We start from the raw sequence: 25,620 nt of genomic DNA on the forward strand, positions 1-25,620 counted from the left end.
TCGAATTATTCGATTTGAAAGGAGATGGGCGATGAACGTCCAATCCGAGGAGCGGTCAAAACGAATTTGGGAGGGTGCATTTGTACTTGCCTTTGCCGGTTTGATCACCAAGATACTAAGTGCCGGTTACCGTATCCCTTACCAGAACATTGCGGGGGATATCGGCTTTTACATATATCAACAAGCATATCCAATTTACGGAATTGTTCTCGTGCTTTCTACATACGGATTTCCAGTGATTATTTCAAAGCTTCTTGCAGAGAAATTAGAGGAACATGACGTAGCTTCTGCCATGAAAATCCTCTATATCACCTTACTTACATTACTAGGACTGGGAATCGCGATTTTTAGTCTTTTATACTGGGGATCGGAAATTGTTGCTGGCTGGATGGGTGACAAGGAGCTCTCAGCACTGATTAAGGTGATTTCATTTTCCTTTTTACTCATGCCGTTTATTTCTGTCTTTCGCGGTTATTTCCAAGGTCATAAAAATATGGTCCCTACTGCTGTTTCACAAGTAACAGAACAATCAATTCGCGTTGTGACCATTCTATTGTTGTCCTTTATTCTACTTGAATATGGATATGGAGTATATGAGGCAGGGGCGGGAGCGATATTTGGTTCGATTACAGGCGGGTTTGCAGCAATATCCGTTTTATTGTTTTATTTGTTGAAGAGGAAGAAGACTGGTCAAAAACGATTATTTCAAAAAGCTTCAATCAAAACAATGGAGATAGTCAAAATCCTTTTCACCCAAGGAATGACGATTTGTATAAGTGCTTTATTGCTCATACTATTTCAGCTAGTCGATTCTTTCACTGTCTATTCCTTGTTAGTTTCAGGTGGAATGGAGGAAGAAGCAGCAAAACAAGTAAAGGGAGTTTATGACAGGGGTCAACCTTTGCTTCAGCTCGGAACAGTTGTAGCCACTTCTTTGGCATTATCACTTGTTCCACTCATCGCAAGTGCCAAGGCAAGAAAAGATATGGCTTTTATTCAAAAAAAGGTCGATTTAACATTCCGGCTAAGTGTTGTCGTCGGACTTGGAGCGGCAGTAGGTCTTGCGTGTGTCTTAGAGCCTACAAATATTATGCTGTTTCGAAATGATCTTGGAACTACGGTTTTAATGATTATCGGTTTTTCAATTTTATTTACGACATTGTCACAATCCATTACTGCAATATTACAAGGGCTTGGTCATCCGTTTATTCCTGCCATTGTTGTAATGGTTGGAATGCTTTTAAAATGGCTTTTCAATCTGATACTTATTCCTAACTTCGGGACCATGGGTGCGGCGATTGCAACCTTAGTTGCCTTTGGGGTGATAGCAGTTATACATATTTTTATCCTAGAAAGAAGGCTGCCAGGGGTAATGAGAAAATGGACATTTATTTACCATGTTCTTTTTGCCACATTTGCGATGGTGTTCGTGATTTTCTGTTATTCATGGGCCTTGCACCATTTTTTTCCGAGGGCAGCAGAAACTCGTACATTTGCAAGCTTTGAAGCATTGTCCTCTGTTTGTATGGGGGGAGTAATCTATCTTTATTTTATTTTAAGAGGGAGAGTGTTTTCAGAAGAAGAACTCTCGGAAATCCCGCTTGGATCAAAAGGAACCTTGCTAGTTAGGATATTTAGAGGGGGTAAGAACACATGATAACAGTTATCGGGTTAGGAGCGGGAGATTTATCACAGCTCCCACTTGGCATTTATCGAAAACTTTTAACAACTGAATATTTGTTTCTTCGGACGAAGGAGCATCCCGTGATTAAGGAATTAGAAGCCGAAGGAATTTCCTATCAATCCTTTGATGAAATTTATGAAAAGCATGACCAATTTGAGGAAGTTTATGATGAGATCGTTACTATTTTAAAAAATGAAGCAAAAACAAAGGATATTGTCTATGCTGTGCCAGGACATCCGATGGTAGCAGAAAAGACCACTCAACTATTACTTGGGGATAAAAACCTCAAGGTTCAAATTGAGGGTGGTCAAAGCTTTATTGATCCGTTATTAGCGTCATTGAAAATTGATCCAATTGAAGGATTCCAATTCCTAGATGCTTTAGCATTTACAAAGGATGAATTGCAGCTGTCTCAGCATATCATCATCTGTCAGGTATATGACCAATACATTGCGTCTAATGTGAAGTTAACGTTAATGGAGCAATTACCTGATGAACATGAAGTGTATATCGTAACAGCAGCGGGCAGTGCCAATGAAAAAATCACGAAAGCCCCTCTTTATGAATTAGATCGAGGAGTAGAAGTGAACAATCTGACAAGCGTCTATGTCCCGCCGGTGAAGGAAGAAGAGCTGCTATACCATGATTTTCGTACTTTTAGAAAAATTATTGCAGCGTTAAGAGGACCGGGCGGATGCCCGTGGGATCAAAAACAAACCCATGAGTCATTAAAAAAATACCTGTTAGAAGAAGCCTACGAAGTTCTTGATGCCATTGACAGCAAAGATGATGATCATTTAACAGAGGAACTAGGGGATGTGCTTCTGCAAATTCTCCTTCATGCCCAAATTGGGGAAGATGAGGGGATGTTTACCATTGATGACGTCATTCGTGGGGTTTCTGAAAAAATGATCCGAAGACACCCACATGTATTTGGGGATATTTCAGCAGAAACAGCAGAGGAAGTCGTGACCAATTGGGAGCAAATTAAAAAATTGGAAAAAGGCAGCGCTGCTGAGGAAAATTCGATTTTAGATGATGTCACAAAGGGTTTACCAGGGCTAATGAAGGCTGTTCAATATCAAAAAAAAGCAGCCAAAGTAGGATTTGACTGGGATGCTGTCGAACCTATGTGGGACAAGGTTTTTGAAGAAATACACGAATACAAGGATGCAGTAGCGAAAAAAGCAAAAGCAGAAGCCATTCAAGAGTTTGGAGATATTCTATTTGCGCTAGCCAACATCGCAAGATTTTATAAATTCGACCCAGAAGAAGCACTTGCGATGACGAACCAAAAGTTCGCGAGACGTTTTCAATTTATAGAAAATGAAATCAGAAATCAAGGGTTAAGATTTGAAGAGCAAACCCTAGAGCAGCTTGATGCCATCTGGGAAAAAGCTAAACACAATGGACTATAAAAATATAAAAGAGGTGAAACACATGCGATTGGATAAATTTTTGAAGGTTTCACGTTTAATTAAAAGACGTACACTGGCAAAAGAGGTAGCTGACCAAGGAAGAATCCTCATTAATGGCTTAGCAGCCAAGGCAAGCAGCAATGTAAAAATTGGGGATGAGTTAACCATTCGTTTTGGACAGAAAATTGTAACGGTGAAAATTGAAGACCTTAAAGAAACAACAAAAAAAGAAGATGCAAACAACCTTTACTCCTTAGTGAAAGAAGAAAGAGTAGAGGCTTAAACATTCGATATTCACCACAAGGCTTGTTCTAAAACCCACCATAAACTCATACATTTTACTATTAAACAAGTGGTCATTCTGACTGCTTAAGTATGAATGTGGGGGTTAAAAAATGAACCAATACTATGATGGAGCGCCATCCAATAAAGGAACCGCACAAGAGCATGATGTGATCATGAGAAGTCGCAAGCTTCTTGATATAACAGGTGTAAAACAAGTAGAAAGCTTTGATAATGAGGAATTTTTACTTGAAACTGTTATGGGCTTCCTAGCAATTCGTGGCCAAAACCTGCAAATGAAAAATCTTGATGTGGAAAAAGGCATTGTATCAATCAAAGGAAGGGTCTATGATATAAGCTATTTAGACGAACATTCCACGGAGAAGGCTAAAGGATTCTTTAGCAAGTTATTTAGATGACCCTTACCACCCAATTTTACACATTACTTGCAATGATTTGCATGGGGGGCTGGCTAGGAGCCTCCCTAGATACGTACCAGCGCTTCCTAAAGCGCCCGCGACGAAAGTATTTCTTCGTATTTATCAATGATATTCTTTTTTGGGTTGTACAAGGCCTGTTGTTCTTTTATACGCTTTTGCTGGTAAATGAGGGTGAACTGCGATTCTATGTATTTATCGCGATCCTATGTGGATTTGCCGCATACCAAAGTTTATTAAAATCAATATATGTGAAAATATTAGAACATATTATTCAAGCCATCATACGGTTATACGAATTTTTACTGCGAACCGGTGAATTACTCATCGTTCGGCCCATCAAAATGCTTTATAAGCTCATTATCGTGATCCTGTTGGGGATACTCAATATCCTCCTCGTGTTTGGGAAAGTCTTTCTCAAGATTTGTTTGATGATCCTTAAAATTTGTTTTGCTCCGATTAAGTGGATTGGAATCATGATCTGGAGACTGTTACCGTCCGCTTTTACGAAAAATGTAGAAAAGATTTTTCGAAAGTGTGCAGGATTATTCAAAAAAGTAGAGAATATCAAACCTATATTGGTAAAATGGTGGAAGAAGATAAGGAAACAATAGGAGGCATTCTTTACAATGAGTGCAGTAAGAAAGAAAAATGTAACACAGTTACAATCAACCTATATGGAAAAGTATAAACAACAAGAACAAGCCATTCAAGTGAAACGAAAAGGCTTGATTAGAAGATTGATTGCCTTTTTCGTTTTGGTGGCAATCATATCTTATGGGCTTATTACAATGGTGGTGTCGCAACATAAGACAATGAATGAAAAGGTTGCTGAAAAGGAACAATTACAAGAACAGCTAACCGCGCTTAAAGATGAGCAAGTTCTTCTTGAAGAAGAGGTCGTAAAACTCAACAGTGATGAGTATATCGAAAAAATAATTCGCAGGGATTATTTTCTATCTAAGGAAGGAGAAATTATTTTTAAAGTCGGTGATGGGTCTTAGTCTTATTGACACTTGATTTTTATATTATGTATAATGAAGTAAATAGATTTTTTTTCGAATTTAAGGAGGAGCATTTTTTTTATGTCAATCGAAGTAGGTAGCAAGGTTCAAGGGAAGGTAACAGGAATTACGAATTTCGGAGCGTTTGTGGAGCTTCCAGAAGGATCAACTGGTCTTGTCCATATTAGTGAGGTTGCGGACAATTATGTAAAAGATATTAATGAGCATTTAAAAGTCGGCGACCAAGTTGAGGTCAAGGTTATTAATGTTGAGAAAGATGGAAAAATTGGTTTATCCATTAAAAAGGCAAAAGAAACACCACAACCGCAACGCCCGCGTCACAATGGTCCGCGTAATAACAGAAACGACCAACGTAATCAAAACAAAACTGAAAACTTTGAACAAAAGATGAATCGCTTTCTGAAGGACAGTGAAGATCGTCTATCTTCCTTAAAGCGCAACACTGAATCAAAACGTGGTGGGCGTGGAGCAAGAAGAGGATAACCTGCTGCCGTAGCTTATATATATATATTAAGCACCCAATCCCGGGTGCTTTTTTGTATAAGATTAAGTACCAGAGCTGATGAATAGAGGGAAAAACTCCGCTTAATTTGTAACTATTACTAAAAAAGTCATAAATAGAGGGAAAAATTCCTTCTATATGCTTAAAAAGTGCCAAAATGGGGGATTTTTCATTACATAACCGGAAAATCTACTCTTATTTACTCCGAAACATGCTTCATTCTAAATTTAACCGGAAAATCTCCACTTATTTTACTTTTACTGGTTACTGGTAAGCGCAAGACATCTTATATCTCAATTATCCAAGGGAACCTCCTTTTAATGCATTACGGTATGAATAATAAGGTTTTTTTCCACTAAAAAAACTCACCAATTAATATGGCGAGTTTTTGGAGCTTTGTATGACCCGTACGGGATTCGAACCCGTGTTACCGCCGTGAAAGGGCGGTGTCTTAACCGCTTGACCAACGGGCCATCATAATTATGGTAGCGGCGGAGGGGATCGAACCCCCGACCTCACGGGTATGAACCGTACGCTCTAGCCNCATAATTATGGTAGCGGCGGAGGGGATCGAACCCCCGACCTCACGGGTATGAACCGTACGCTCTAGCCAGCTGAGCTACACCGCCATGATTTAGTAAAATGATAAGTTATACATACTGTACTAGTTTATCGTTCTGGCTTCGCCTGCTTCTCTTAACTCCGTTCTTCGTCGCATGTCCTCAATGAGGATGACTCGAAGAAGTAGGGACAAGCTGAGCTACACCGCCATGATTGTATTTACTTAGTGTTCGACAATCATTTTCTCAAACTCTAGTAAGTAAGCACAAGTAATATAATACCTTCTGTCTATTCGTTCGTCAATATCTTTTGTGTTAAAGGAAAATAATACAAAAATTCACACAATATACACATCAAATCTATAAAACTTTCCCTAAACCTATCAAATAAGACTGCTAAAATTCGTCATATGCCATTTATTTTGTAGGAAAACTAGACAAGCAGTCGAATGATTTTCACTTTCAATCCTGTTGTTTTGACAAATTATGAATTCCTCCAACTGTATAATAACAGCAACTATTAAATACGGGGAGTGTTTGTAAATGGAAAGAATAGAGAGGAATCTGAGCGGGCCGATCACTGAGGTAGACATTGAAAGAACACAGGATACTGTGTCCAGATGGTTTCATCGTTTTCAAGTCAAACTTGAAAATCTATTTTTATTAAACGGGCTTTTACTTGGAGTCGTTGGTTTTTTATTGGGACGAGCCCTCATCCTAAATGAATTAACCCCCTTTGCATTACCGTTTTTTGCGGCTGTCTTTATGATGAAAAAAGGAAAAGCTGGACTTGCGATGGTAGCTGTTATCGCGGGATCCTTTACGCTATCGGCAGAGGTGACCATTTTTACATTTCTATCAATTGTGCTTTTTCTTGGAATCTATAAAATTCTTCAAAGATTTAAAGTAGATTTGATCAAGGCGCTGCCGGCTCTTGTGTTAATTTCTTCTGCCATCGTAAAGGCGGGAGTCCTTTATGTAACTCAGGGAGCGATCACCATCCATGATGGGGTAATGATTGGTGTTGGATCCGGATTAGCCTTTATCTTAACCTTGATATTCCTGCAAAGTGTACCATTGTTAACAGAGAGACGAAGGAGACAAACCTTTAAAACAGAAGAAGTTATTTGTTTGATTATCTTAATTGCCTCTGTGTTAACAGGAACGATGGGATGGCTCGTATATGAGATGTCGATTTCAAATATACTTTCAAGATATGTTGTCCTCTTGTTTGCGTTTGTTGCAGGGGCAACGATCGGTTCAACGGTAGGGGTTGTAACCGGACTAATTCTAAGTTTGGCAAATGTAACAAGTTTGTATCAAATGAGTCTGCTTGCATTTTCTGGTCTGCTGGGCGGTCTCTTAAAAGAAGGTAAAAAAGCAGGGGTTGCATTTGGTCTCATTGTTGGAACACTATTAATTGGTCTTTACGGTGAAGGGGCTAGTCAAATTATTCCCACCTTATATGAATCCGGTGTAGCGATTTTATTGTTTTTATTAACACCAAAAAGTCTAATAAGCAAGGTAGCGAAAAACATACCAGGAACTCCTGAACATCATGCAGAACAACAGCAATATTTACGTAAAATTCGGGATGTCACTGCAAATCGTGTTTCGCAGTTTTCAACAGTATTTGAGGCTTTGTCCAACAGTTTCTCGGAATATGGGTATCCCAATGATGAAGAGGATGAAGGACGTGAAGTTGATCTGTTTTTAAGCAATGTAACGGAAAAAACCTGTCAATCCTGTTTTAAAAAGGAAGCGTGCTGGTCCAAGAACTTTAATAAAACATATGACTATATGAAGGATATTATGCATGGATGTGAAACAAATTCACTTCAGTACAATCACAAACTTACGAGGGATTGGGACAAGCATTGTCACCGCTCGAAAAAAGTAATTGATGCAGTTGAACAGGAGCTGATGTATTATCAAGCAAATCAAAAGCTTAAAAAACAAGTGAAGGAGAGTAGAAAGCTAGTAGCTGATCAATTATTAGGGGTATCACAGGTAATGAGTGATTTTGCCAAGGAAATACAACGTGAGGGTGAAAATCACCATCTGTTAGAAGAGCAAATCTTGGATGCGTTGCAGTCGTTTGGAATTCAAATTGGGCATGTTGAAATTTATAGTGTGGAACAAGGTAATGTTGATATTGAATTGAGTATTCCATATTGCAATGGAAGTGGGGAGTGTGAAAAATTAATTGCACCGATGCTATCGGATATTTTGGAAGAAACAATCCTTGTAAAAAATGAAGAATGCTCAGCATACCCAAATGGGTTTTGCCATGTGACACTTGGTTCAGCAAAAGCTTATGTGATTGATACAGGTGTCGCTCATGCTGCAAAAGGAGGCGGATTAGTATCAGGAGACAGCTTTTCAACCATTGAACTAGGTGCTGGAAAGCATGCGGTTGCCATCAGTGATGGGATGGGCAATGGTGAACGGGCTCATTATGAAAGCAACGAAACCTTGGAGTTATTAAAAAAGATTCTGCAATCTGGCATTGAAGAGAAGGTCGCGATTAAATCGGTTAACTCCATTCTCTCGTTACGAACAACGGATGAGATATTCTCGACCCTCGATTTAGCGGTGATCGATTTGCAGGATGCAAGTGCAAAGTTTTTAAAAATCGGCTCTACGCCAAGCTATATTAAGAGAGGAGATAAGATTAGTAAAATACAAGCAAGTAATCTACCAATGGGAATCATTGAGGAATTTGAAGTGGAGGTAGTAGATGAACAATTGAAGGCTGGAGACCTGTTAATTATGATGAGTGACGGAATTTTTGAAGGACCAAAGCATGTTGAAAACTATGATTTGTGGATGAAGCGTAAAATCAAAGAAATTCAAACAAAGGATCCTCAAGAAGTTGCAGATCTAATTATGGAGGAGGTAATCCGCACAAGATCCGGTCAAATTGAAGATGACATGACTGTTGTTGTGACAAAGATCAAGCATAATACACCAAAATGGGCAGCGATTCCCGCGTATGGGCATCAGAAAACGAAAAGCAAAGCAATTTGATTCTAGTAAAAGGTTTAAAAAATGTTTTATTCGTCCATCCTGTTACTACCTTAAGCAGGAGGGGATGAAACGTGCAAAAAGGCACTTTGAAGCAAATTCTATTAATTACGGACGGTTGTTCAAATCAAGGGGAAGATCCGATTGCAATGGCAGCACTTGCCAGAGAGCAAGGAGTAACCATTAATGTCATTGGTGTAGTGGAGCAGGATACAATTGATGAACAAGGAATGCAGGAAATAGAAGGAATGGCAACTGCTGGTGGAGGTGTTAGCCAAATCGTCTATTCTACGCAGCTGTCGCAAACGGTTCAAATGGTGACAAGACAGGCAATGACCCAAACTCTTCAGGGGGTGGTTAACAAGGAACTTCAACAAATCCTTGGAGCTAAGACATCAATGGAAGACCTTCCTCCGGAAAAACGCGGAGAAGTAATGGAGGTCGTCGATGAACTTGGTGAAACAGTTGATTTAGAGGTTCTGGTTCTAGTGGATACAAGTGCGAGTATGAAGCATAAATTACCAACTGTAAAAGAAGCCTTGCTTGACCTATCAATTAGCTTAAATGCAAGAATGGGAGACAATCAATTTTCTGTTTTCGTATTTCCGGGGAAACGGGTTGAAGTAGAAAGGGTATTAGATTGGACGCCAAGACTAGAATCCTTGTCTAGTATTTTTCCAAAGCTGACTACTGGTGGAATCACACCAACAGGACCGGCAATTCGAGAAGCACTTACCTACTTTAAGAAAAAACGATCATTAAGGAGCTTGTTATCTCGTGATGATGAACAATACTACGAAGAGTCAGGTATGTAAGGCTTCCCCTGGTACTGTCATTACTGGAAAATGGCATAAAAAATCATATCGCATTGTGAGACCTTTAGGACAAGGTGCTAATGGAATTGTCTACTTAGCTGAGAGTATTGATGGTCCTGTGGCATTAAAAATTAGTGAAAATGGAGTGACAATTACGTCGGAAGTAAATGTGTTAAAACACTTCTCTAAGGTCCAAGGCTCTGCCCTTGGACCTTCTTTTATAGATGTTGATGATTGGATTCGTCCAGGATTTTCGAGTCCAATCTCCTTTTACGTTATGGAATATATTCGTGGCGAAAGCTTTTTATCGTTTATTGAAAAAAGAGGAAAAGAGTGGACGGGCATCCTATGCTTGCAATTGCTATCTGATTTAGACCGGCTCCATCAGGAAGGCTGGGTTTTCGGGGACTTAAAACCTGATAATCTACTTGTTGCGGGAAATCCCCCAAAAATCCGTTGTATTGATGTTGGAGGAACAACTGTACAAGGAAGGGCGATTAAAGAGTTTACCGAGTTCTTTGATCGCGGTTATTGGGGGGCAGGCTCAAGAAAGGCGGAAGCCTCCTATGATTTATTTGCCGTTGCGATGATTATCATGAATACCGCCTATCCAAACCGATTTACACGGGCAGACCAACCGGTGAAGCAATTAAAATCCATTATTGCAAACACAGATTCCCTTCGAAAATTCGATACTGTGCTTAATCATGCGATTGATGGGAAATACCAACGGGCAGCTGACATGCGAAAAGATCTGGTCATGATGTTAAGTCAGGTTAAGTCGAGTCGGGTCAAAGTAGATCAGGATCCTATCCAAAAAAAACGGGCAACAAGAAAGTCACAAGTCAATTCAAAGGCAACTAGTCATTCACAGGCAAGGCCCAATTTATCAAGGGCAAATAGACAACTAAAGCCGAAAAAACAAAAAGGCGGGGTTCTTGAAACAGTATTATTACTGCTGTTTGTATCTCTCGGATATTTGCTTTATCTATATGGACAAATTCTGTAAAAAAGATTCGGAAAGTGATACGATAGCAGTATCAGTTACCAAAAGGGATGTTCCGGCAATGATTGAAAAAGTAAAAGAGTTTATTGAAACAAATGAATTAATAGATAAGGGTTCAACAATAGTAGTTGGGGTATCCGGGGGCCCAGATTCCCTAGCCTTACTTCATTATTTATTACATCATCAAAAGGAATCAACCCTAATTGCAGCCCATGTTGACCATATGTTCCGCGGGAAAGAGTCAGAAGAGGATTTACAATATGTAAAAGAATTTTGTGAAACCTATCAAATTCCTTTTGAATCAATCCAATTTGATGTGACATCCTATAAAAAGGAACACGGAATAAGCTCCCAAGTAGCCGCACGGGAAGTGAGGTATGATTTTTTTAATGAAATCATGCGAAAACACAATGCTGATTATTTAGCGCTCGGGCATCATGGGGATGACCAAATCGAAACGATATTAATGCGTCTAGTTCGAGGGAGTAAAGGAATTGGCTATGCAGGCATGCAGGTGAGCCGTCCATTTTCATGCGGGTTGATTATCCGACCGTTTTTAGCTGTCACAAGATCGGAAATCGAAGACTATTGCGGGGAATGGAAACTTTCACCAAGGCGCGATCCGTCAAATGAACAAGATGACTATACAAGGAATCGATTTAGACATCATGTTCTTCCATTTTTAAAACAAGAAAATCCGGCGGTACATGAACGTTTTTTGCAATTTAATCAGTATATGACAGAGGACAATGAAGTTTTAGATGAATTAACCATTGAAAAAATGAATAAAGTAATGAGGAGGAATGGAGATAGCGAAATAGAGATTGAAATTCCACCCTTTTTAACAATGCCAAAATCTTTACAAAGGAGAGGGATTCAACTAATATTAAACTATCTTTACAAAGAACTTCCTCCTTCTCTTTCTGCCGTACATATTGACAATTTGTTAACCTTCTTGGCGAATAATCATCCATCCGGAGAATTGCATTTTCCTGCAGGTTTACGAATTGTGAAATCTTATGAGAGTTGTACATATACTTATACGGATTGTAAGGAACAGTTAAGCCCCTATCGATTTCACATTGAAACACCTGGGCTTTATAAACTTGAAGATGGTAGTGAAATAAAGAGTCAAGTGTGGAAGGGCTATCCTCATGCGTTGGTTGGAAATGACTGTTTCGTCATTGATCCAGACACCATCCAATTACCAATTTGTGTCCGAACTAGAAAAATCGGCGATAAAATGAGACTAAAAGGAATGAATGGTTCTAAAAAAGTGAAGGATATTTTCATTGATAAAAAAATACCTCTTCACAGACGAGACCTTTGGCCAATTGTCGAGGATGATCAAGGAAAGATTTTGTGGCTTCCAGGATTAAAAAAATCACCATATGAAGCAACTAGTAAAACAAAATCGCACTACATAGTACTACAATACACGCAAATGATTTAGGGGGCTTTAAAAGAAATGAAGCAGGATATCGAGAAGGTTTTAATCAGCGAGGAAGAAATTCAGCAAAAAATCAAGGAATTAGGTAATACTTTAACAGAGGACTATAAGGACAAATTTCCTTTAGCCATCGGAATTTTAAAAGGCGCTATGCCTTTCATGGGCGATCTGTTAAAAAAAGTAGATACATACTTAGAAATGGATTTTATGGATGTATCAAGCTACGGAAACTCAACGGTATCCTCTGGTGAAGTAAAAATCATCAAGGACTTAGATGCATCCGTAGAAGGAAGGGATATTCTTGTTATTGAGGATATTATCGACAGTGGTCTTACATTAAGCTACATTGTTGAACTATTCCGTTATCGGAAAGCAAAATCCATTAAAATTGTGACACTTTTGGATAAGCCAACAGGAAGAAAAGCTGATATTAACGCAGATTATGTTGGTTTTATTGTTCCGGATGAGTTTGTTGTAGGTTACGGTCTAGACTTCGCTGAAAAATATCGCAATTTACCGTATATCGGTGTATTAAAGCCAGAAGTTTATTCAGAATAGTCCCTTGTTAAAGAAAAACTTGGACTTTTTTGAAACCAATTGGCAGATTAAACGTATATCATTTGAATAGCAATTATTAACTATGATACTATTTACTATAGTTTGTTCACCGCGGGAGGAGGTAAGGGATGAATCGGATTTTTAGAAATGTCATATTCTATTTACTCATATTTTTAGTCATTATCGGTGTGGTTAGCTTCTTCCAAGGAGCAGGCGGCCAGCCTGAAGTGATGAAATATGGCAAGTTTGTTCAACATCTCGAAGCTGGAGATGTAAAAAATATTACGATCCAACCTGAAAGAGGCGTCTATGAGGTTAGAGGTCAGCTAAATAGCTATGATAAGGATACATTCTTTGTCACTAACATTATTGGTAGCCAAAACGAAGTTGATCGGATTACACAAGCTGCGCAGAACGCAGATGTAGATGTCCTTAAAGCAAAGGAAACAAGTGGTTGGGTAACCTTCTTTACATCGATTATCCCATTTGTTATTATCTTTATTTTATTCTTCTTCCTACTTAATCAAGCTCAAGGCGGCGGTAGTAGGGTTATGAACTTTGGTAAGAGTAAAGCAAAGTTATATAGCGAAGAAAAGAAAAAGGTTAGATTTAAAGATGTTGCAGGTGCAGACGAAGAGAAACAAGAACTTGTTGAAGTCGTTGAGTTCCTGAAAGATCCCCGTAAGTATGCGGAACTAGGGGCAAGAATTCCAAAAGGGATCCTCCTTGTGGGACCTCCTGGTACCGGTAAAACATTGCTTGCGCGTGCAGCTGCTGGTGAAGCAGGTGTTCCATTCTTCACTATCAGTGGTTCGGATTTTGTTGAAATGTTCGTCGGGGTCGGTGCTTCACGTGTACGGGACCTATTTGAAAATGCAAAGAAAAATGCGCCATGTATCATTTTTATCGATGAAATTGATGCAGTTGGACGCCAGCGGGGTGCTGGTCTTGGCGGCGGTCATGATGAACGCGAACAGACCCTAAACCAATTGCTAGTTGAGATGGACGGATTCGGTGCGAATGAAGGAATTATCATCATTGCTGCAACAAACCGCCCAGACATTCTAGACCCAGCGCTTTTACGTCCAGGACGTTTTGACCGTCAAATTACAGTTGAACGCCCAGATGTTAAAGGAAGAGAAGCGGTATTACGCGTTCACGCTCGTAACAAGCCTCTTGATGAATCGGTTGATTTAAAAGCGATCGCAGCAAGAACACCAGGTTTTTCTGGTGCAGACTTAGAAAACTTACTGAATGAAGCAGCCCTTGTTGCAGCTCGAAGTAATAAGAAGAAAATCGATATGACTGATCTCGATGAAGCATCAGACCGTGTAATTGCAGGTCCGGCGAAAAAGAATCGTGTCATTTCGAAAAAAGAACGCAATATCGTGGCATTCCACGAAGCGGGGCATACCGTTATTGGAATGGTGCTTGATGAAGCAGATATGGTTCATAAGGTTACAATTGTCCCGCGTGGTCAAGCAGGAGGTTATGCGGTAATGCTTCCTAAGGAAGATCGTTACTTTATGACAAAACCTGAATTATTGGATAAAATCACCGGCCTTTTAGGTGGTCGTGTAGCAGAGGAAATCACTTTTGGAGAAGTAAGCACAGGTGCTCACAATGACTTCCAACGTGCTACGGGTATTGCTCGTAAAATGGTTACTGAATATGGGATGAGTGAAAAATTAGGTCCGCTTCAATTTGGTCAAGCACAGGGTGGCCAAGTGTTCCTGGGACGCGACATCCATAACGAGCAAAACTACAGTGATGCAATTGCCCACGAAATTGATCTTGAGATTCAACGCTTTATTAAAGAAAGCTATGAGAAAGCAAGACAAATTCTAACAGAAAATCAAGATAAACTTAAACTTATTGCTGAAACATTACTTGAGATTGAAACTTTAGATGCAGGCCAAATTAAGGGCTTGTTCGAAGAAGGTAAGTTACCGGATCGTCCAGTAGCCTTCGATGACGAAAATCAACCTAAAGAAGATGTAAAGGTTACAATTAACTCGAAAAAAGAAGAGGATGTAACAGACAGCGAAAATAAGGATAAATAAGAGAAATAAAAAGGTGTCTACAACCAAATGTAGGCACCTTTTTTTGCGCCGTTAAGACTCTTAATTTGTGGAATAATAAAAACGAGATGTGGTATGATGTTTGCATTAGTCAGGTTTAAAAGTCAGGGGTAGGGGGTACCACATGATTTTTGTTTTTGATGTAGGGAATACAAATATGGTTTTAGGGGTATATGAAAATGATGAGTTAAAACATCATTGGAGAATCGAAACCAGCCGAAATAAAACAGAGGATGAATATGGTCTCGTTATAAAATCACTATTAGCACATGAAGGGTTAACCTTTAACGATATTAATGGGATTATTATGTCCTCTGTCGTTCCGCCGATTATGTTTGCGTTGGAGCGAATGTGTTTAAAGTATTTTGGAATTAAGCCCTTAGTGGTGGGGCCAGGCATTAAGACAGGGTTAAACATTAAATACGACAACCCAAAAGAAGTAGGTGCCGACCGAATCGTCAATGCAGTCGCTGGAATCCATCTATATGGAAGTTCACTTATCATTGTCGATTTTGGTACAGCTACTACATTTTGCTACATAAATGAGAAAAAGCAATACATGGGTGGAGCGATTGCACCTGGAATTGCGATTTCAACCGAGGCTTTGTATTCAAGGGCAGCAAAGTTGCCAAGAATTGAAATTGCCCGTCCAGAAGGTGTGATTGGGCGAAACACTGTAAGTGCAATGCAGGCAGGTATATTATTTGGCTATGTGGGTCAGGTTGAGGGTATCGTCGCCAGGATCAAAGCCCAAGCTGTGGAGCAACCAAAGGTCATCGCAACGGGGGGGCTTGCTGGGCTGATTGCGGCTGAATCGACTTCAATTGATGTAGTTGATCCGTTTTTAACGTTAAAAGGGTTACATCTTATTTACCAGCGTAATAAAGAAACAAAATGAAATGACATCAGGTTTGATGACATGAAAAGGAGTAATTAAAATGAGTGATTATTTAATTAAGGCGTTAGCATATAATGGACAGGTTCGAGCATATGCAATTAATTCAACAGAAACAGTCGCTGAGGCTCAAAGACGCCATTATACATGGCCTACTGCGTCCGCAGCGCTTGGAAGAACAATGACTGCAGGCGTAATGCTTGGAGCAACGCTAAAGGGCGATGTTAAGCTGACCATTAAAGTTGAAGGTGGCGGTCCAATCGGGCTTATTCTAGTTGATACAAATGCAAAAGGGGAAGTAAGAGGATATGTAACGAACCCCCAAACTCATTTTGATTTAAATGAACATGGGAAGCTTGATGTGAGAAGAGCTGTTGGAACTGACGGAACTTTAACAGTTGTAAAGGATGTCGGTATGAGAGATCATTTCTCCGGGCAGGTTCCGATTGTATCAGGAGAACTAGGAGAGGATTTTACCTATTATTTAGTAACCTCTGAACAGACTCCATCATCTGTTGGGGTAGGAGTTTTAGTGAATCCAGACAATTCCATTTTAGCTGCAGGCGGATTCCTAATCCAGCTTATGCCTGGTACGAATGAGGAAACCATTACACAAATTGAAAAAAGACTGCAAGAAATCGAACCGATCTCCAAAATGATTGAAAAAGGACTATCTCCTGAAGATGTTTTGGCCGAAGTTGTTGGAGCGGATAACCTTAAAATTCTTGAAAAAATGCCTGTATCGTTTAATTGTCCATGTTCAAAGGAACGAATCGAAAGTGCTATCATTAGCTTAGGCGCTGAAGAAATTGAGGATATGATTGAAGAAGACGGAAAAGCAGAAGCACAATGTCACTTTTGTAACGAAACATATCATTTTTCAAAAGAAGAGTTAATAGAATTAAAAGACCAAGCAAAGTAAGGTAATGGGAGATGGGAAAAATGAATCAAAAAGCAATTTGGACAGTTATTGTTGCTCTCGTTATCACGAACTGTTTGTCAGTTGTATACTTTGTGACCAATCAATCAGGTGAAAAGTCTGCGGAAAAAACGGTGGAAGCAACAAAACCTGTTGTTGCAAGTGGGGAAGAAGAGGTAGTAGCCACAATTGGAGAAACATCGATTACACGGCAACAATGGTTACATGAGCTTGAAGACAGATATGGGAAACAAATTTTAGAAGGAATGATTGATGAAGAAGTTGTTCGTCAAATGGCTAAAAAGCATAACATTGCTTTGTCTGAGGATGCTGTTAACCGTGAGTTAACGTTAATCAAGACAATGTATAACACCATCGATCATGAGGAAATTAATAATGAGCATTGGAAAGAACAAATTGAGTTAAGCATTTTATTAGAAGAGCTTTTAACAAAGGATGCCGTTATTTCTGAAGAAGAAATGAAGCATTTCTACGAAGAAAACAAGCACTTATACGAAATTCCAAAGTCGTACCACATTTCCCATATTGTTGTAAAAACAAAAGAAGCGGCTGAACAAGTACGTGATGAATTAGAAAATGGTTCAAGCTTCACTGCCCTTGCAATGGAAAAGTCTACAGATGAGTTTTCGGCAAATCGGGGTGGGGAACTCGGGTTTGTGAATGCGGAGAATGGTTTTGCTCCAGAAAGCTATTTAGACATTGCTGACAAATTAAAACCAAATGAGTGGAGTAAACCTATTGAGGTTGAGGGTGGCTTTGCGGTCATTATCCTGCATGAAGTGATTGACGCCGTAACCTATTCATACGCCGATGTTAAAGATCAAATCAAGCGCCAAATTGCAATTGACCAAATGAATGGATCCATTTCAGTAGAGCCATTCTGGAAAGAGCTTGACGTTAAGTGGTTTTTTGAGAATCATCAATAATTATTTAGAAAGAATTCACAATTTACTAGTAGTAAATTCGTTGACTTTTTAGGTAGGAATTGCTAAATTGTAGATAAAACCAATAAAAATAGTAGGGATTGAGGGTGGAATCATGACAAAAGTAGCAAATTCAATTTATGAATTAATCGGTCAAACTCCAGTTGTAAAGCTTAACCACTTAGTTGATGAAGATAGCGCAGATGTATATGTAAAGCTTGAATTCTTTAACCCTGGAAGCAGTGTAAAGGATCGTATCGCTTTGGCAATGATTGAGGCTGCAGAGAAAAAAGGCGAATTGAAGCCTGGCGACACGATTATCGAGCCTACAAGCGGCAACACTGGTATTGGTTTAGCGATGGTTGCTGCTGCTAAAGGTTTAAAAGCAATCTTAGTTATGCCAGATACAATGAGTATGGAACGTCGTAATCTTTTACGCGCTTACGGTGCAGAGCTTGTTTTAACACCAGGTGCTGAAGGAATGCGAGGTGCCGTTAACAAAGCTGAAGAGCTTGTAAAAGAACACGGCTACTTCATGCCGCAACAATTCAACAATCCAGCAAACCCAGAAGTTCACCGTTTAACGACTGGTAAAGAAATTGCCGAGCAAATGGGTGATCAATTAGATGCATTTGTAGCAGGTATTGGTACGGGCGGAACAATCACTGGTGCTGGTCCTGTATTAAAAGAGAAATATCCAAACATCCAAATTGTAGCGGTTGAACCAGCTGATTCACCAATTCTATCTGGTGGAAAACCAGGTCCTCACAAAATCCAGGGTCTAGGTGCAAACTTTGTACCGAACGTATTAAACACAGAGGTATATGATGAAGTGTTTACTGTTAAAAACGATGAAGCTATCGAATATGCACGCCGTACGGGCCAAGAAGAAGGATTCCTTGTGGGGATTTCCTCAGGCGCAGCTATTTTTGCAGCTCTTCAAGTTGCGAAAAAATTAGGTAAAGGCAAAAAAGTTCTAGCAGTTGTTCCGGACAATGGTGAGCGTTACTTAAGCACTGTTCTTTATCAATTTGATGAGCAATAAAAATCAGAGTTTTATCCTTCGGGATAAAACTCTTTTTTCTATATACCACCTATAACATTATCATGTAAAATAGGGGTATAAGGAGTGTGGACCATGCCACAAAAGAGAGTATCTTTTGCGAAGAAAATACCATTGGCTTCAGACAAATGGTATGAGAAATATAAGGCCCTAACACGAAATGAACCTTACCACATGCTATTGGAAAGCGGGCGGGGTGGAACATATAGCATCATGGGATTAAAACCATTTGCTGTGGTCCAAGGAAAAAATCATAGATTATCAATCACGACCGAAAATGGAACAATAATCATGGAGGGTGATCCACTTACACATTTTATGAAGTGGATGAAAGCGCATCAAACAGATCACCGCCCAGATTATCCTGACTTTCAAGGTGGAGCGCTTGGATTTATTAGCTATGATTATGCAAGATACATAGAAAAACTTCCGAATCTGGCAGTGGATGACCTAGATACACCAGACTTATATTTCTTAGTGTTTGATGATGTGTTTTTATATAACCATATTGAACAATCAATCTGGTTGATCACCCATGATGAGACCCATCATGAAAGACGAGCTAACGAAAGATTACAAAGATATGAAGACCAATGGAATGCCCCCAATGAGAAGTATCTGCCTGCAACAATGATGCAGCAACAAGAAGAAAGTTTTTCAGTTTCATTTTCTGAACAGGAATTTATTAATGCGGTAGAGAAGGTAAGAGAATATATTTCCGAAGGTGACGTCTTTCAAATTAATTTATCCGTACGCAGATCAAAGAAGCTCAGAACCCATCCGCAGGGAATTTATGATACATTACGGAAGATTAACCCATCCCCATACATGGCCTATATGCAAGTGCCTGAATTTCAAATTGTCAGTAGTTCTCCAGAGTTACTGGTGAAGAAAAAAGGGAAAGTGGTCAGTACCAGACCAATAGCTGGAACGAGATCTAGAGGCAAGGATGAAGCGGAAGAACAGCGTTTAGCAAATGAGTTGATTCGCAATAAAAAAGAACGTGCTGAACATGTTATGTTAGTGGATCTAGAACGAAATGACCTTGGCAAAGTATGTGAATATGGTACAGTAAAAGTGGATGAATTCATGGTCATTGAAAAGTACTCCCATGTGATGCATATCGTTTCAAATGTACAAGGCATCTTAGCGGGAGGAAAAGACCTTACAGATATCATTAAAGCAACCTTCCCGGGAGGAACCATTACAGGCGCGCCAAAGGTTCGAACGATGGAAATCATTGAGGAACTTGAACCAGTCAGAAGAGGTATTTATACAGGTTCAATTGGATGGATTAGTTTTACGGGGGATATGGAGCTTAATATTGCAATTCGGACAATGATTGCGAAGAATGGCATGGCTCATGTACAAGCCGGAGCTGGCGTAGTCTATGATTCAAACCCGAAACATGAATATCAGGAGTCCTTGAAAAAGGCGATCGCGTTATGGAAAGCAAAAGAGCAGAGTGAAGTAGAGTTAGGAAAAAATTAGAGTATGAGGTGAGCTAGATGATCGTAATGATTGATAATTATGACTCGTTTACATTCAATTTAGTCCAATATGTTGGAGAATTAGGAGAAGAAATCATCGTCAAAAGAAATGATGAAATCACGATTCGGGAAATTGAGGAATTAAAGCCAGATTTAATAATGGTTTCACCAGGACCCTGCACACCGAATGAGGCGGGAATAAGTCTAGAGACAATCTCTTATTTTGCAGGCCGTATCCCGATTTTTGGCGTTTGTCTTGGTCATCAATCGATTGCACAGGCATTCGGAGGGGATGTCATTAAGGCGCAAAGGCTTATGCACGGGAAAACATCTGAAATTAAGCATGATGGCAAAACTATTTTTTTAGGTGTGGAACAGCCATTTACAGCAACACGTTATCATTCATTAATCGTAAAAAAAGAGACACTTCCAGAGTGCTTTGAAATATCTGCTGAAACAGAAGCTGGAGAAATCATGGCCATTCGCCATAGGGAATACCCAATTGAAGGTGTTCAATTTCATCCAGAATCGATTATGACCATAGCAGGTAAACAGCTGATTTCAAATGTTATACAACAATATATCAGGAATGAGAAGGAATCATGTACCTCTATTTAAATGGTGAAATTGTTACAAGAGAAAATGCACGTATTTCCCCATTTGACCATGGTTTTCTATATGGAATGGGTGTATTTGAAACATTTAGAATCTATGATGGTCATCCTTTTTTACTAGATGACCATCTTGTTCGTTTACAGGACGGACTAAATGAGTTAAAAATCAAAAAGTCAGTAGACCGAGCTCAAGTGATGGAGATCATAAACAACCTATTATCAGCTAATGGGTTAAAACAGGCGTATGTCCGCTTAAATGTATCGGCAGGAACAGGTGATGTCGGACTGCCAACTGGGGAGTACGAAGTTCCAACTGTTCTTGTATTTATGAAAGACATACCTGCTGTGTTGGAGGAGAAACAAGCAAACTTTTTACAAACAGCCCGAAATACTCCCGAGGGAGACATTCGTCTCAAATCCCACCATTTTTTAAATAATATTTATGGAAAAAGAGAGATCGGGAATAATCCAAATGTCGAGGGTATTTTTTTGACCAAAGAAGGCTACCTTGCCGAAGGGATTACATCAAATCTTTTCTGGGTTACAGGGGATAGGCTGTTTACACCGGCAGTCCAAACGGGGATACTAAATGGAGTTACACGTAACTTCGTCATTCAACTAGCGAAGTCTATCGGATTGAATGTACAAGAGGGATTCTACCATGCTGAAGATCTCCTTGGAAGTGATGAAGCCTTCATTACAAATTCAATTCAGGAAATAGTGCCGCTAACTGATATTGAAAATCATACATTACGCGGTAAAAAGGGCCCCGTCACAAAAAAACTACAGTACATATATTCAAAATACCGGAAAAACCTATGGAGTAAAAACGAAATAACAAAGGGGATTTGAAAATGGACCAAAACACAATGAAAAGACCAACCATAACATGTGGTCCGTATCAATTAGATTTTTCCAAAAAGACGATGATTATGGGGATTCTAAATATCACCCCTGATTCTTTTTCAGATGGTGGCTCCTACTTTGATTTAGATGCTGCTATCCATCACGCCAAAGGGATGGTCAAGGATGGTGCTGATATAATTGACGTTGGTGGTGAGTCGACGAGACCAGGGCATGAAAAAGTCTCTGATGAAGAAGAAATTGCAAGAGTTGTACCTGTTATTAAGGCATTAGTGAAGGAAGTTCACGTCCCGATTTCAATTGATACCTATAAATCAGAGGTAGCAAAGCAAGCGGTTGAAGCGGGTGCACATATCATCAATGATATTTGGGGTGCAAAAGCTGATCTGAAAATGGCGGAGGTTGCGGCAACCTATAATGTACCAATCATCCTAATGCATAACAGAGATAATAAAAACTATACGAATCTTATTGAAGATATGATTGTCGACCTAAATGAAAGCATTAAGATTGTAAAGACAGCTGGTGTAAAAGATGAAAACATCATCCTGGATCCAGGGGTAGGCTTTGCAAAAACCTTTGAAGGAAATATCGAAACAATCCGTCATCTGGACCGTTTTACTGAACTTGGTTACCCAGTCCTCCTTGGAACTTCACGAAAATCGTTTATTGGGCAAATTTTTGATTTGCCTCCACAGGAACGTGATGAGGCAACAGGTGCAACTACTTGCGTTGGCATTCAAAAAGGATGCGATATTGTCCGGGTCCACAATGTGAAGGTAAATGCCAGACTTGCTAAGATGATGGATGTTCTTGCAGGTAAGGGTGGAACCAATAATGGATAAAATTTATGTGAACCAAATGCAGTTTTACGGCTATCATGGGGTGTTCCCGGAAGAAACGAAGATGGGTCAACGCTTTTTTGTCGACCTAATGGTGGAAGTGGATGTCCAAAAAGCGGGAGAAACTGATAATCTAGATTACTCTGTTCACTACGGAGAGCTATACAATCTATGTAAAGAAGTCGTAGAGGGACAACCTTATAAACTACTAGAAGCCGTGGCTGAGAAAACTGCCGCTGAAATTTTAAAGCATTTTCCTTTGGTTTTAAGCTGTACAATTAAAGTCATAAAACCAGATCCGCCAATACCTGGGCACCTTCAATCGGTTGCTGTTGAAATCACAAGGAGTCGCTTGTCATGAATACAGCATATATCGCTCTAGGAACGAATATCGGGGAACGGGAAGACTATTTACACTTGGCATTAAAAGCAATCCAAGATCAAAACATTAAGATTATTGATTTTTCGTCAATTTATGAAACAGATCCTGTTGGATATGAAGATCAAGATCTGTTTTTAAATATGGTCATTGAAGTGGACACTGGTTTATCAGCATTTGATTTACTGCAGGTTTTGCAAAATATTGAACTCACATCTGGAAGGGAACGGAAAATAAGATGGGGACCAAGGACATTAGACCTTGATATCTTACTTTACAATCGTGACGTTATTGAAACAGAGCGTCTTATCGTTCCGCATCCCCGTATGACAGAGCGGGCTTTTGTTTTGGTCCCGTTAGTTGAAATTAACCAGAATCTACAAATTCCGGCAGTAACGAAATCAATATCCTTACTACTAGAGGAATTACAAGACAGAGAAGGTGTACGTATATGGAAGCGGAGAAGTGGGGAAGGCGTATTCGGGCTTTTCGAAAGTTGAAGGGTTATACTCAAGAAAGTTTGGCAAAAGACCTTGGGGTATCTGTTTCCCTTGTTGGGGAAGTAGAGCGTGGAACACGGATGCCAAGTAAAACATTTTTACAAGAGGTTGCGGACATACTAAAAGTACCGCTAGAAGACTTAACACCAAAAGGTTAAGCAGTGTCTCTTTTACAAAGCACCGTCAAGTAGCGGAAGAAAACAATAAAACAGTGAGATGGTTGTTTGACATCAAAAGTTACCTACACTATAATACCCGTAAGTAACCCACTGCCAGTTTTTTGCTGGCAGTTTTTCTGCTTTACGTTTATATTGAAATAGGACAAGTTATAAGCATTCGTTTTATTTATAGATTATGGTAACAAAATAGGAGTTGATAAAATTGAATCATGAGGAATTAAATGACCAATTGATTGTCAGAAGAGAAAAGTTACATACTTTACGAGAAATGGGGTTTGACCCATTCGGTAAAAGATTTGAAAGAACGCATAGTACACGCGAACTTATCGATCTTTACGATGAGTTTACGAAAGAACAATTGGACGAAAAAGCGGTTAATGTAACGATTGCTGGTCGTATTATGACGAAACGCGGAAAAGGTAAAGCTGGTTTTACCCATATCCAAGACCTCACTGGTCAAATCCAACTATATGTACGCTTAGATTCAGTTGGAGAAGAGCAGTATGAGGTTTTTAATATTACAGATTTAGGGGATATTGTTGGTGTATCAGGTACTGTCTTCAAAACAAAAGTAGGCGAACTTTCTATTAAAGTGTCATCATTTGAGCTTTTATCAAAAGCCTTACGTCCATTACCTGACAAATTCCATGGCTTAAAAGACGTTGAACAACGTTACCGTCAACGCTATCTTGACTTAATCATGAGTCCGGAAAGCAAAGAAACCTTTATTACAAGAAGTAAAATCATTAGAGCGATGAGACGTTATTTAGATGATCACGGTTATTTAGAGGTAGAAACACCGATGATGCATTCGATTCCTGGTGGTGCATCTGCACGCCCGTTCATTACTCATCATAATGCTTTAGATATCGAACTATATATGCGGATTGCGATTGAACTACACCTAAAGCGCCTGATCGTAGGCGGTTTAGAAAAGGTATATGAAATTGGCCGGGTATTCCGTAATGAAGGTGTCTCTACACGTCATAACCCTGAATTTACAATGATTGAATTATATGAAGCTTACGCTGATTATAGGGATATTATGAGTCTTACAGAAAACCTAGTAGCGCATATTGCACAAGAAGTTCTAGGTACGACAACGGTCACTTACGGTGAGAATGAAATTGACCTAAAACCAGAGTGGAAACGACTCCACATGGTAGATGCGATTAAAGAATACGTAGGCGTAGACTTCTGGAAGGAAATGAGCCTGGAAGAAGCAAGGCAATTAGCGAAAGAAAATAATGTTGAGATTAATGATAACATGCAATACGGTCACATTGTGAACGAGTTCTTCGAGCAAAAAATTGAGGAAAAACTTATTCAACCAACATTTATATATGGACATCCAGTAGAAATTTCACCGCTTGCAAAGAAAAATGCAGAGGATCCTAGATTTACGGATCGCTTCGAGTTATTCATTGTAGGTAGGGAACATGCCAACGCATTTACAGAATTAAACGACCCTATTGATCAACGTCAAAGATTCGAAGCTCAACTTAAAGAAAGAGAGCAAGGAAATGACGAAGCTCATATGATGGACGAAGATTTTGTAGAAGCATTAGAATACGGTTTACCGCCAACAGGTGGATTAGGAATTGGAATAGACAGACTCGTTATGCTCTTAACGAATTCCCCATCTATTAGAGATGTACTACTCTTCCCGCAAATGCGCCATAAGTAAGTTGAAAAGTAGAGTGGATTTCCACTCTATTTTTTTTATGCTTGTCGGGCAGAAAACTTTTCTAATATAATTTTTTTATTAAAATATCTTGCATAAGAACTTCCAAGGTGGTATATTAAATATCTGCCGCAGAGATGTGGCAACGAAATAAAAAAACAACAAAAAAGTTGTTGACTATCGAAAAGATAGATGTTATTATTATAAAGTTGCTTCAAGAGAGCAACTGATAAGAGTAACGAAATGAATCTTCAACAATTTGCTGTTCGCGCACTGACATGCGCTTGCGATTACTCAGCACAAAGCTGCGATGAAGATTAATCAAGAAGTTGCTTAGTTCTTTGAAAACTGAACACAATACAAGCGTCAACGTTTTAAATCTAAGTAACAAAACTATTGAGC

Annotated in this window: 26 protein-coding genes and 2 tRNA genes; 25 read left to right on the forward strand and 3 right to left on the reverse strand. The window is 39.4% G+C overall.

The features are described 5' to 3' along the window. Positions 1-31: 31 nt before the first annotated feature. The 7 genes from LKW28_RS19295 to LKW28_RS19325 all read left to right on the forward strand — a co-directional run bounded on the left by LKW28_RS19295 (position 32) and on the right by LKW28_RS19325 (position 5,329). A complete protein-coding gene (locus LKW28_RS19295; RefSeq protein ID WP_229142075.1) occupies positions 32-1,657 on the forward strand; it encodes a putative polysaccharide biosynthesis protein in 1,626 nt (541 codons plus the stop codon). Beyond that, a complete protein-coding gene (gene mazG / locus LKW28_RS19300; RefSeq protein ID WP_229142076.1) occupies positions 1,654-3,102 on the forward strand; it encodes a nucleoside triphosphate pyrophosphohydrolase in 1,449 nt (482 codons plus the stop codon). Before LKW28_RS19295 ends, mazG begins: the two co-directional genes overlap by 4 nt. A gap of 22 nt (positions 3,103-3,124) precedes the next feature. Next, on the forward strand, positions 3,125-3,385 hold the full coding sequence (locus LKW28_RS19305) for an RNA-binding S4 domain-containing protein (protein ID WP_229142077.1): 261 nt from the start codon (positions 3,125-3,127) through the stop codon (positions 3,383-3,385). 112 nt (positions 3,386-3,497) lie between these two features. Next, on the forward strand, positions 3,498-3,803 hold the full coding sequence (gene yabP / locus LKW28_RS19310; protein WP_229142078.1) for a sporulation protein YabP: 306 nt from the start codon (positions 3,498-3,500) through the stop codon (positions 3,801-3,803). Then, on the forward strand, positions 3,800-4,435 hold the full coding sequence (yabQ, locus tag LKW28_RS19315) for a spore cortex biosynthesis protein YabQ (RefSeq protein WP_229142079.1): 636 nt from the start codon (positions 3,800-3,802) through the stop codon (positions 4,433-4,435). The genes yabP and yabQ overlap by 4 nt, the downstream gene beginning before the upstream one ends. 15 nt (positions 4,436-4,450) lie before the next feature. After that, positions 4,451-4,825: an FtsB family cell division protein gene (locus LKW28_RS19320; RefSeq protein ID WP_229142080.1), complete on the forward strand. Its 375-nt coding sequence runs from the start codon at positions 4,451-4,453 to the stop codon at positions 4,823-4,825. Between the two features lie 81 nt (positions 4,826-4,906). Next, positions 4,907-5,329 carry a S1 domain-containing RNA-binding protein gene (locus LKW28_RS19325; RefSeq protein ID WP_229142081.1) on the forward strand — a complete coding sequence of 141 codons (423 nt, stop codon included), beginning with the start codon at positions 4,907-4,909 and terminating at the stop codon, positions 5,327-5,329. A 420-nt stretch (positions 5,330-5,749) separates the two neighbouring features. Here the strand turns inward: LKW28_RS19325 and LKW28_RS19330 are convergent. Both LKW28_RS19330 and LKW28_RS19335 read right to left on the reverse strand, forming a co-directional pair. Further along, positions 5,750-5,821 (reverse strand) — tRNA-Glu (locus LKW28_RS19330). A gap of 79 nt (positions 5,822-5,900) precedes the next feature. Continuing rightward, positions 5,901-5,977 (reverse strand) — tRNA-Met (locus LKW28_RS19335). A 474-nt stretch (positions 5,978-6,451) separates the two neighbouring features. On the opposite strand from LKW28_RS19335, the gene spoIIE reads away from it, so the two are divergent. From spoIIE to lysS, 18 genes are all read left to right on the forward strand, one after another. Continuing rightward, positions 6,452-8,938 carry a stage II sporulation protein E gene (gene spoIIE / locus LKW28_RS19340; protein WP_229142082.1) on the forward strand — a complete coding sequence of 829 codons (2,487 nt, stop codon included), beginning with the start codon at positions 6,452-6,454 and terminating at the stop codon, positions 8,936-8,938. A 71-nt stretch (positions 8,939-9,009) separates the two neighbouring features. After that, positions 9,010-9,750: a vWA domain-containing protein gene (locus tag LKW28_RS19345; RefSeq protein WP_058000262.1), complete on the forward strand. Its 741-nt coding sequence runs from the start codon at positions 9,010-9,012 to the stop codon at positions 9,748-9,750. Next, a complete protein-coding gene (locus LKW28_RS19350) occupies positions 9,716-10,759 on the forward strand; it encodes a protein kinase domain-containing protein (RefSeq protein ID WP_229142083.1) in 1,044 nt (347 codons plus the stop codon). Before LKW28_RS19345 ends, LKW28_RS19350 begins: the two co-directional genes overlap by 35 nt. A gap of 58 nt (positions 10,760-10,817) precedes the next feature. Continuing rightward, positions 10,818-12,209: a tRNA lysidine(34) synthetase TilS gene (tilS, locus tag LKW28_RS19355; RefSeq protein ID WP_229142084.1), complete on the forward strand. Its 1,392-nt coding sequence runs from the start codon at positions 10,818-10,820 to the stop codon at positions 12,207-12,209. Between the two features lie 15 nt (positions 12,210-12,224). Beyond that, entirely contained in the window at positions 12,225-12,764 is a 540-nt protein-coding gene (gene hpt, locus LKW28_RS19360) for a hypoxanthine phosphoribosyltransferase (RefSeq protein ID WP_229142085.1), read from the forward strand. A gap of 128 nt (positions 12,765-12,892) precedes the next feature. Further along, a complete protein-coding gene (ftsH, locus tag LKW28_RS19365; protein ID WP_229142086.1) occupies positions 12,893-14,827 on the forward strand; it encodes an ATP-dependent zinc metalloprotease FtsH in 1,935 nt (644 codons plus the stop codon). Between the two features lie 142 nt (positions 14,828-14,969). Continuing rightward, the gene (locus tag LKW28_RS19370) at positions 14,970-15,743 is read left to right on the forward strand and encodes a type III pantothenate kinase (protein WP_229142087.1); all 774 of its coding nucleotides are present in this window, start codon (positions 14,970-14,972) and stop codon (positions 15,741-15,743) included. 40 nt (positions 15,744-15,783) lie between these two features. Continuing rightward, positions 15,784-16,662 (forward strand): Hsp33 family molecular chaperone HslO, encoded by an 879-nt coding sequence (gene hslO, locus LKW28_RS19375; RefSeq protein ID WP_229142088.1) that lies wholly within the window; start codon positions 15,784-15,786, stop codon positions 16,660-16,662. Positions 16,663-16,682: 20 nt separating this feature from the next. Further along, positions 16,683-17,606, forward strand: a complete 924-nt coding sequence (locus LKW28_RS19380; protein WP_229142089.1) for a peptidyl-prolyl cis-trans isomerase — start codon at positions 16,683-16,685, stop codon at positions 17,604-17,606. A gap of 112 nt (positions 17,607-17,718) precedes the next feature. Further along, positions 17,719-18,648 (forward strand): cysteine synthase A, encoded by a 930-nt coding sequence (gene cysK / locus LKW28_RS19385; RefSeq protein ID WP_229142090.1) that lies wholly within the window; start codon positions 17,719-17,721, stop codon positions 18,646-18,648. Between the two features lie 93 nt (positions 18,649-18,741). Then, positions 18,742-20,157, forward strand: a complete 1,416-nt coding sequence (locus tag LKW28_RS19390; RefSeq protein ID WP_229142091.1) for an anthranilate synthase component I family protein — start codon at positions 18,742-18,744, stop codon at positions 20,155-20,157. Positions 20,158-20,174: 17 nt separating this feature from the next. Next, positions 20,175-20,774, forward strand: a complete 600-nt coding sequence (gene pabA, locus LKW28_RS19395; RefSeq protein ID WP_229142092.1) for an aminodeoxychorismate/anthranilate synthase component II — start codon at positions 20,175-20,177, stop codon at positions 20,772-20,774. Further along, complete coding sequence (pabC, locus tag LKW28_RS19400; RefSeq protein ID WP_229142093.1) at positions 20,759-21,622, forward strand: aminodeoxychorismate lyase; 864 nt, start codon at positions 20,759-20,761, stop codon at positions 21,620-21,622. Before pabA ends, pabC begins: the two co-directional genes overlap by 16 nt. A gap of 2 nt (positions 21,623-21,624) precedes the next feature. Next, the gene (gene folP / locus LKW28_RS19405; protein ID WP_229142094.1) at positions 21,625-22,479 is read left to right on the forward strand and encodes a dihydropteroate synthase; all 855 of its coding nucleotides are present in this window, start codon (positions 21,625-21,627) and stop codon (positions 22,477-22,479) included. Then, complete coding sequence (gene folB, locus LKW28_RS19410; protein WP_229142095.1) at positions 22,472-22,837, forward strand: dihydroneopterin aldolase; 366 nt, start codon at positions 22,472-22,474, stop codon at positions 22,835-22,837. The genes folP and folB overlap by 8 nt, the downstream gene beginning before the upstream one ends. Further along, positions 22,834-23,355 (forward strand): 2-amino-4-hydroxy-6-hydroxymethyldihydropteridine diphosphokinase, encoded by a 522-nt coding sequence (folK, locus tag LKW28_RS19415; RefSeq protein ID WP_229142096.1) that lies wholly within the window; start codon positions 22,834-22,836, stop codon positions 23,353-23,355. The genes folB and folK overlap by 4 nt, the downstream gene beginning before the upstream one ends. Beyond that, entirely contained in the window at positions 23,307-23,513 is a 207-nt protein-coding gene (locus LKW28_RS19420; protein WP_229142097.1) for a helix-turn-helix domain-containing protein, read from the forward strand. The genes folK and LKW28_RS19420 overlap by 49 nt, the downstream gene beginning before the upstream one ends. Positions 23,514-23,727: 214 nt before the next feature. Further along, positions 23,728-25,221, forward strand: a complete 1,494-nt coding sequence (lysS, locus tag LKW28_RS19425; RefSeq protein ID WP_229142098.1) for a lysine--tRNA ligase — start codon at positions 23,728-23,730, stop codon at positions 25,219-25,221. A gap of 211 nt (positions 25,222-25,432) precedes the next feature. Here lysS and LKW28_RS19430 read toward each other — a convergent pair. Then, positions 25,433-25,620: hypothetical protein (locus tag LKW28_RS19430; RefSeq protein WP_229142099.1), on the reverse strand; the 188-nt coding region annotated here is incomplete at its 5' end.

Source organism: Bacillus sp. REN16 (genome assembly GCF_020731355.1).
In the GTDB taxonomy this organism is placed as follows: domain Bacteria; phylum Bacillota; class Bacilli; order Bacillales; family Bacillaceae_L; genus Ferdinandcohnia.

Bases quoted from the DNA above. Each gene is read 5' to 3' on its own strand.
- LKW28_RS19295 (WP_229142075.1), top strand. From the start codon at position 32: ATGAACGTCCAATCCGAGGAGCGGTCAAAACGAATTTGGGAGGGTGCA.
- mazG (WP_229142076.1), top strand. From the start codon at position 1,654: ATGATAACAGTTATCGGGTTAGGAGCGGGAGATTTATCACAGCTCCCA.
- LKW28_RS19305 (WP_229142077.1), top strand. From the start codon at position 3,125: ATGCGATTGGATAAATTTTTGAAGGTTTCACGTTTAATTAAAAGACGT.
- yabP (WP_229142078.1), top strand. From the start codon at position 3,498: ATGAACCAATACTATGATGGAGCGCCATCCAATAAAGGAACCGCACAA.
- yabQ (WP_229142079.1), top strand. From the start codon at position 3,800: ATGACCCTTACCACCCAATTTTACACATTACTTGCAATGATTTGCATG.
- LKW28_RS19320 (WP_229142080.1), top strand. From the start codon at position 4,451: ATGAGTGCAGTAAGAAAGAAAAATGTAACACAGTTACAATCAACCTAT.
- LKW28_RS19325 (WP_229142081.1), top strand. From the start codon at position 4,907: ATGTCAATCGAAGTAGGTAGCAAGGTTCAAGGGAAGGTAACAGGAATT.
- spoIIE (WP_229142082.1), top strand. From the start codon at position 6,452: ATGGAAAGAATAGAGAGGAATCTGAGCGGGCCGATCACTGAGGTAGAC.
- LKW28_RS19350 (WP_229142083.1), top strand. From the start codon at position 9,716: ATGATGAACAATACTACGAAGAGTCAGGTATGTAAGGCTTCCCCTGGT.
- tilS (WP_229142084.1), top strand. From the start codon at position 10,818: ATGATTGAAAAAGTAAAAGAGTTTATTGAAACAAATGAATTAATAGAT.
- hpt (WP_229142085.1), top strand. From the start codon at position 12,225: ATGAAGCAGGATATCGAGAAGGTTTTAATCAGCGAGGAAGAAATTCAG.
- ftsH (WP_229142086.1), top strand. From the start codon at position 12,893: ATGAATCGGATTTTTAGAAATGTCATATTCTATTTACTCATATTTTTA.
- LKW28_RS19370 (WP_229142087.1), top strand. From the start codon at position 14,970: ATGATTTTTGTTTTTGATGTAGGGAATACAAATATGGTTTTAGGGGTA.
- hslO (WP_229142088.1), top strand. From the start codon at position 15,784: ATGAGTGATTATTTAATTAAGGCGTTAGCATATAATGGACAGGTTCGA.
- LKW28_RS19380 (WP_229142089.1), top strand. From the start codon at position 16,683: ATGAATCAAAAAGCAATTTGGACAGTTATTGTTGCTCTCGTTATCACG.
- cysK (WP_229142090.1), top strand. From the start codon at position 17,719: ATGACAAAAGTAGCAAATTCAATTTATGAATTAATCGGTCAAACTCCA.
- LKW28_RS19390 (WP_229142091.1), top strand. From the start codon at position 18,742: ATGCCACAAAAGAGAGTATCTTTTGCGAAGAAAATACCATTGGCTTCA.
- pabA (WP_229142092.1), top strand. From the start codon at position 20,175: ATGATCGTAATGATTGATAATTATGACTCGTTTACATTCAATTTAGTC.
- pabC (WP_229142093.1), top strand. From the start codon at position 20,759: ATGTACCTCTATTTAAATGGTGAAATTGTTACAAGAGAAAATGCACGT.
- folP (WP_229142094.1), top strand. From the start codon at position 21,625: ATGGACCAAAACACAATGAAAAGACCAACCATAACATGTGGTCCGTAT.
- folB (WP_229142095.1), top strand. From the start codon at position 22,472: ATGGATAAAATTTATGTGAACCAAATGCAGTTTTACGGCTATCATGGG.
- folK (WP_229142096.1), top strand. From the start codon at position 22,834: ATGAATACAGCATATATCGCTCTAGGAACGAATATCGGGGAACGGGAA.
- LKW28_RS19420 (WP_229142097.1), top strand. From the start codon at position 23,307: ATGGAAGCGGAGAAGTGGGGAAGGCGTATTCGGGCTTTTCGAAAGTTG.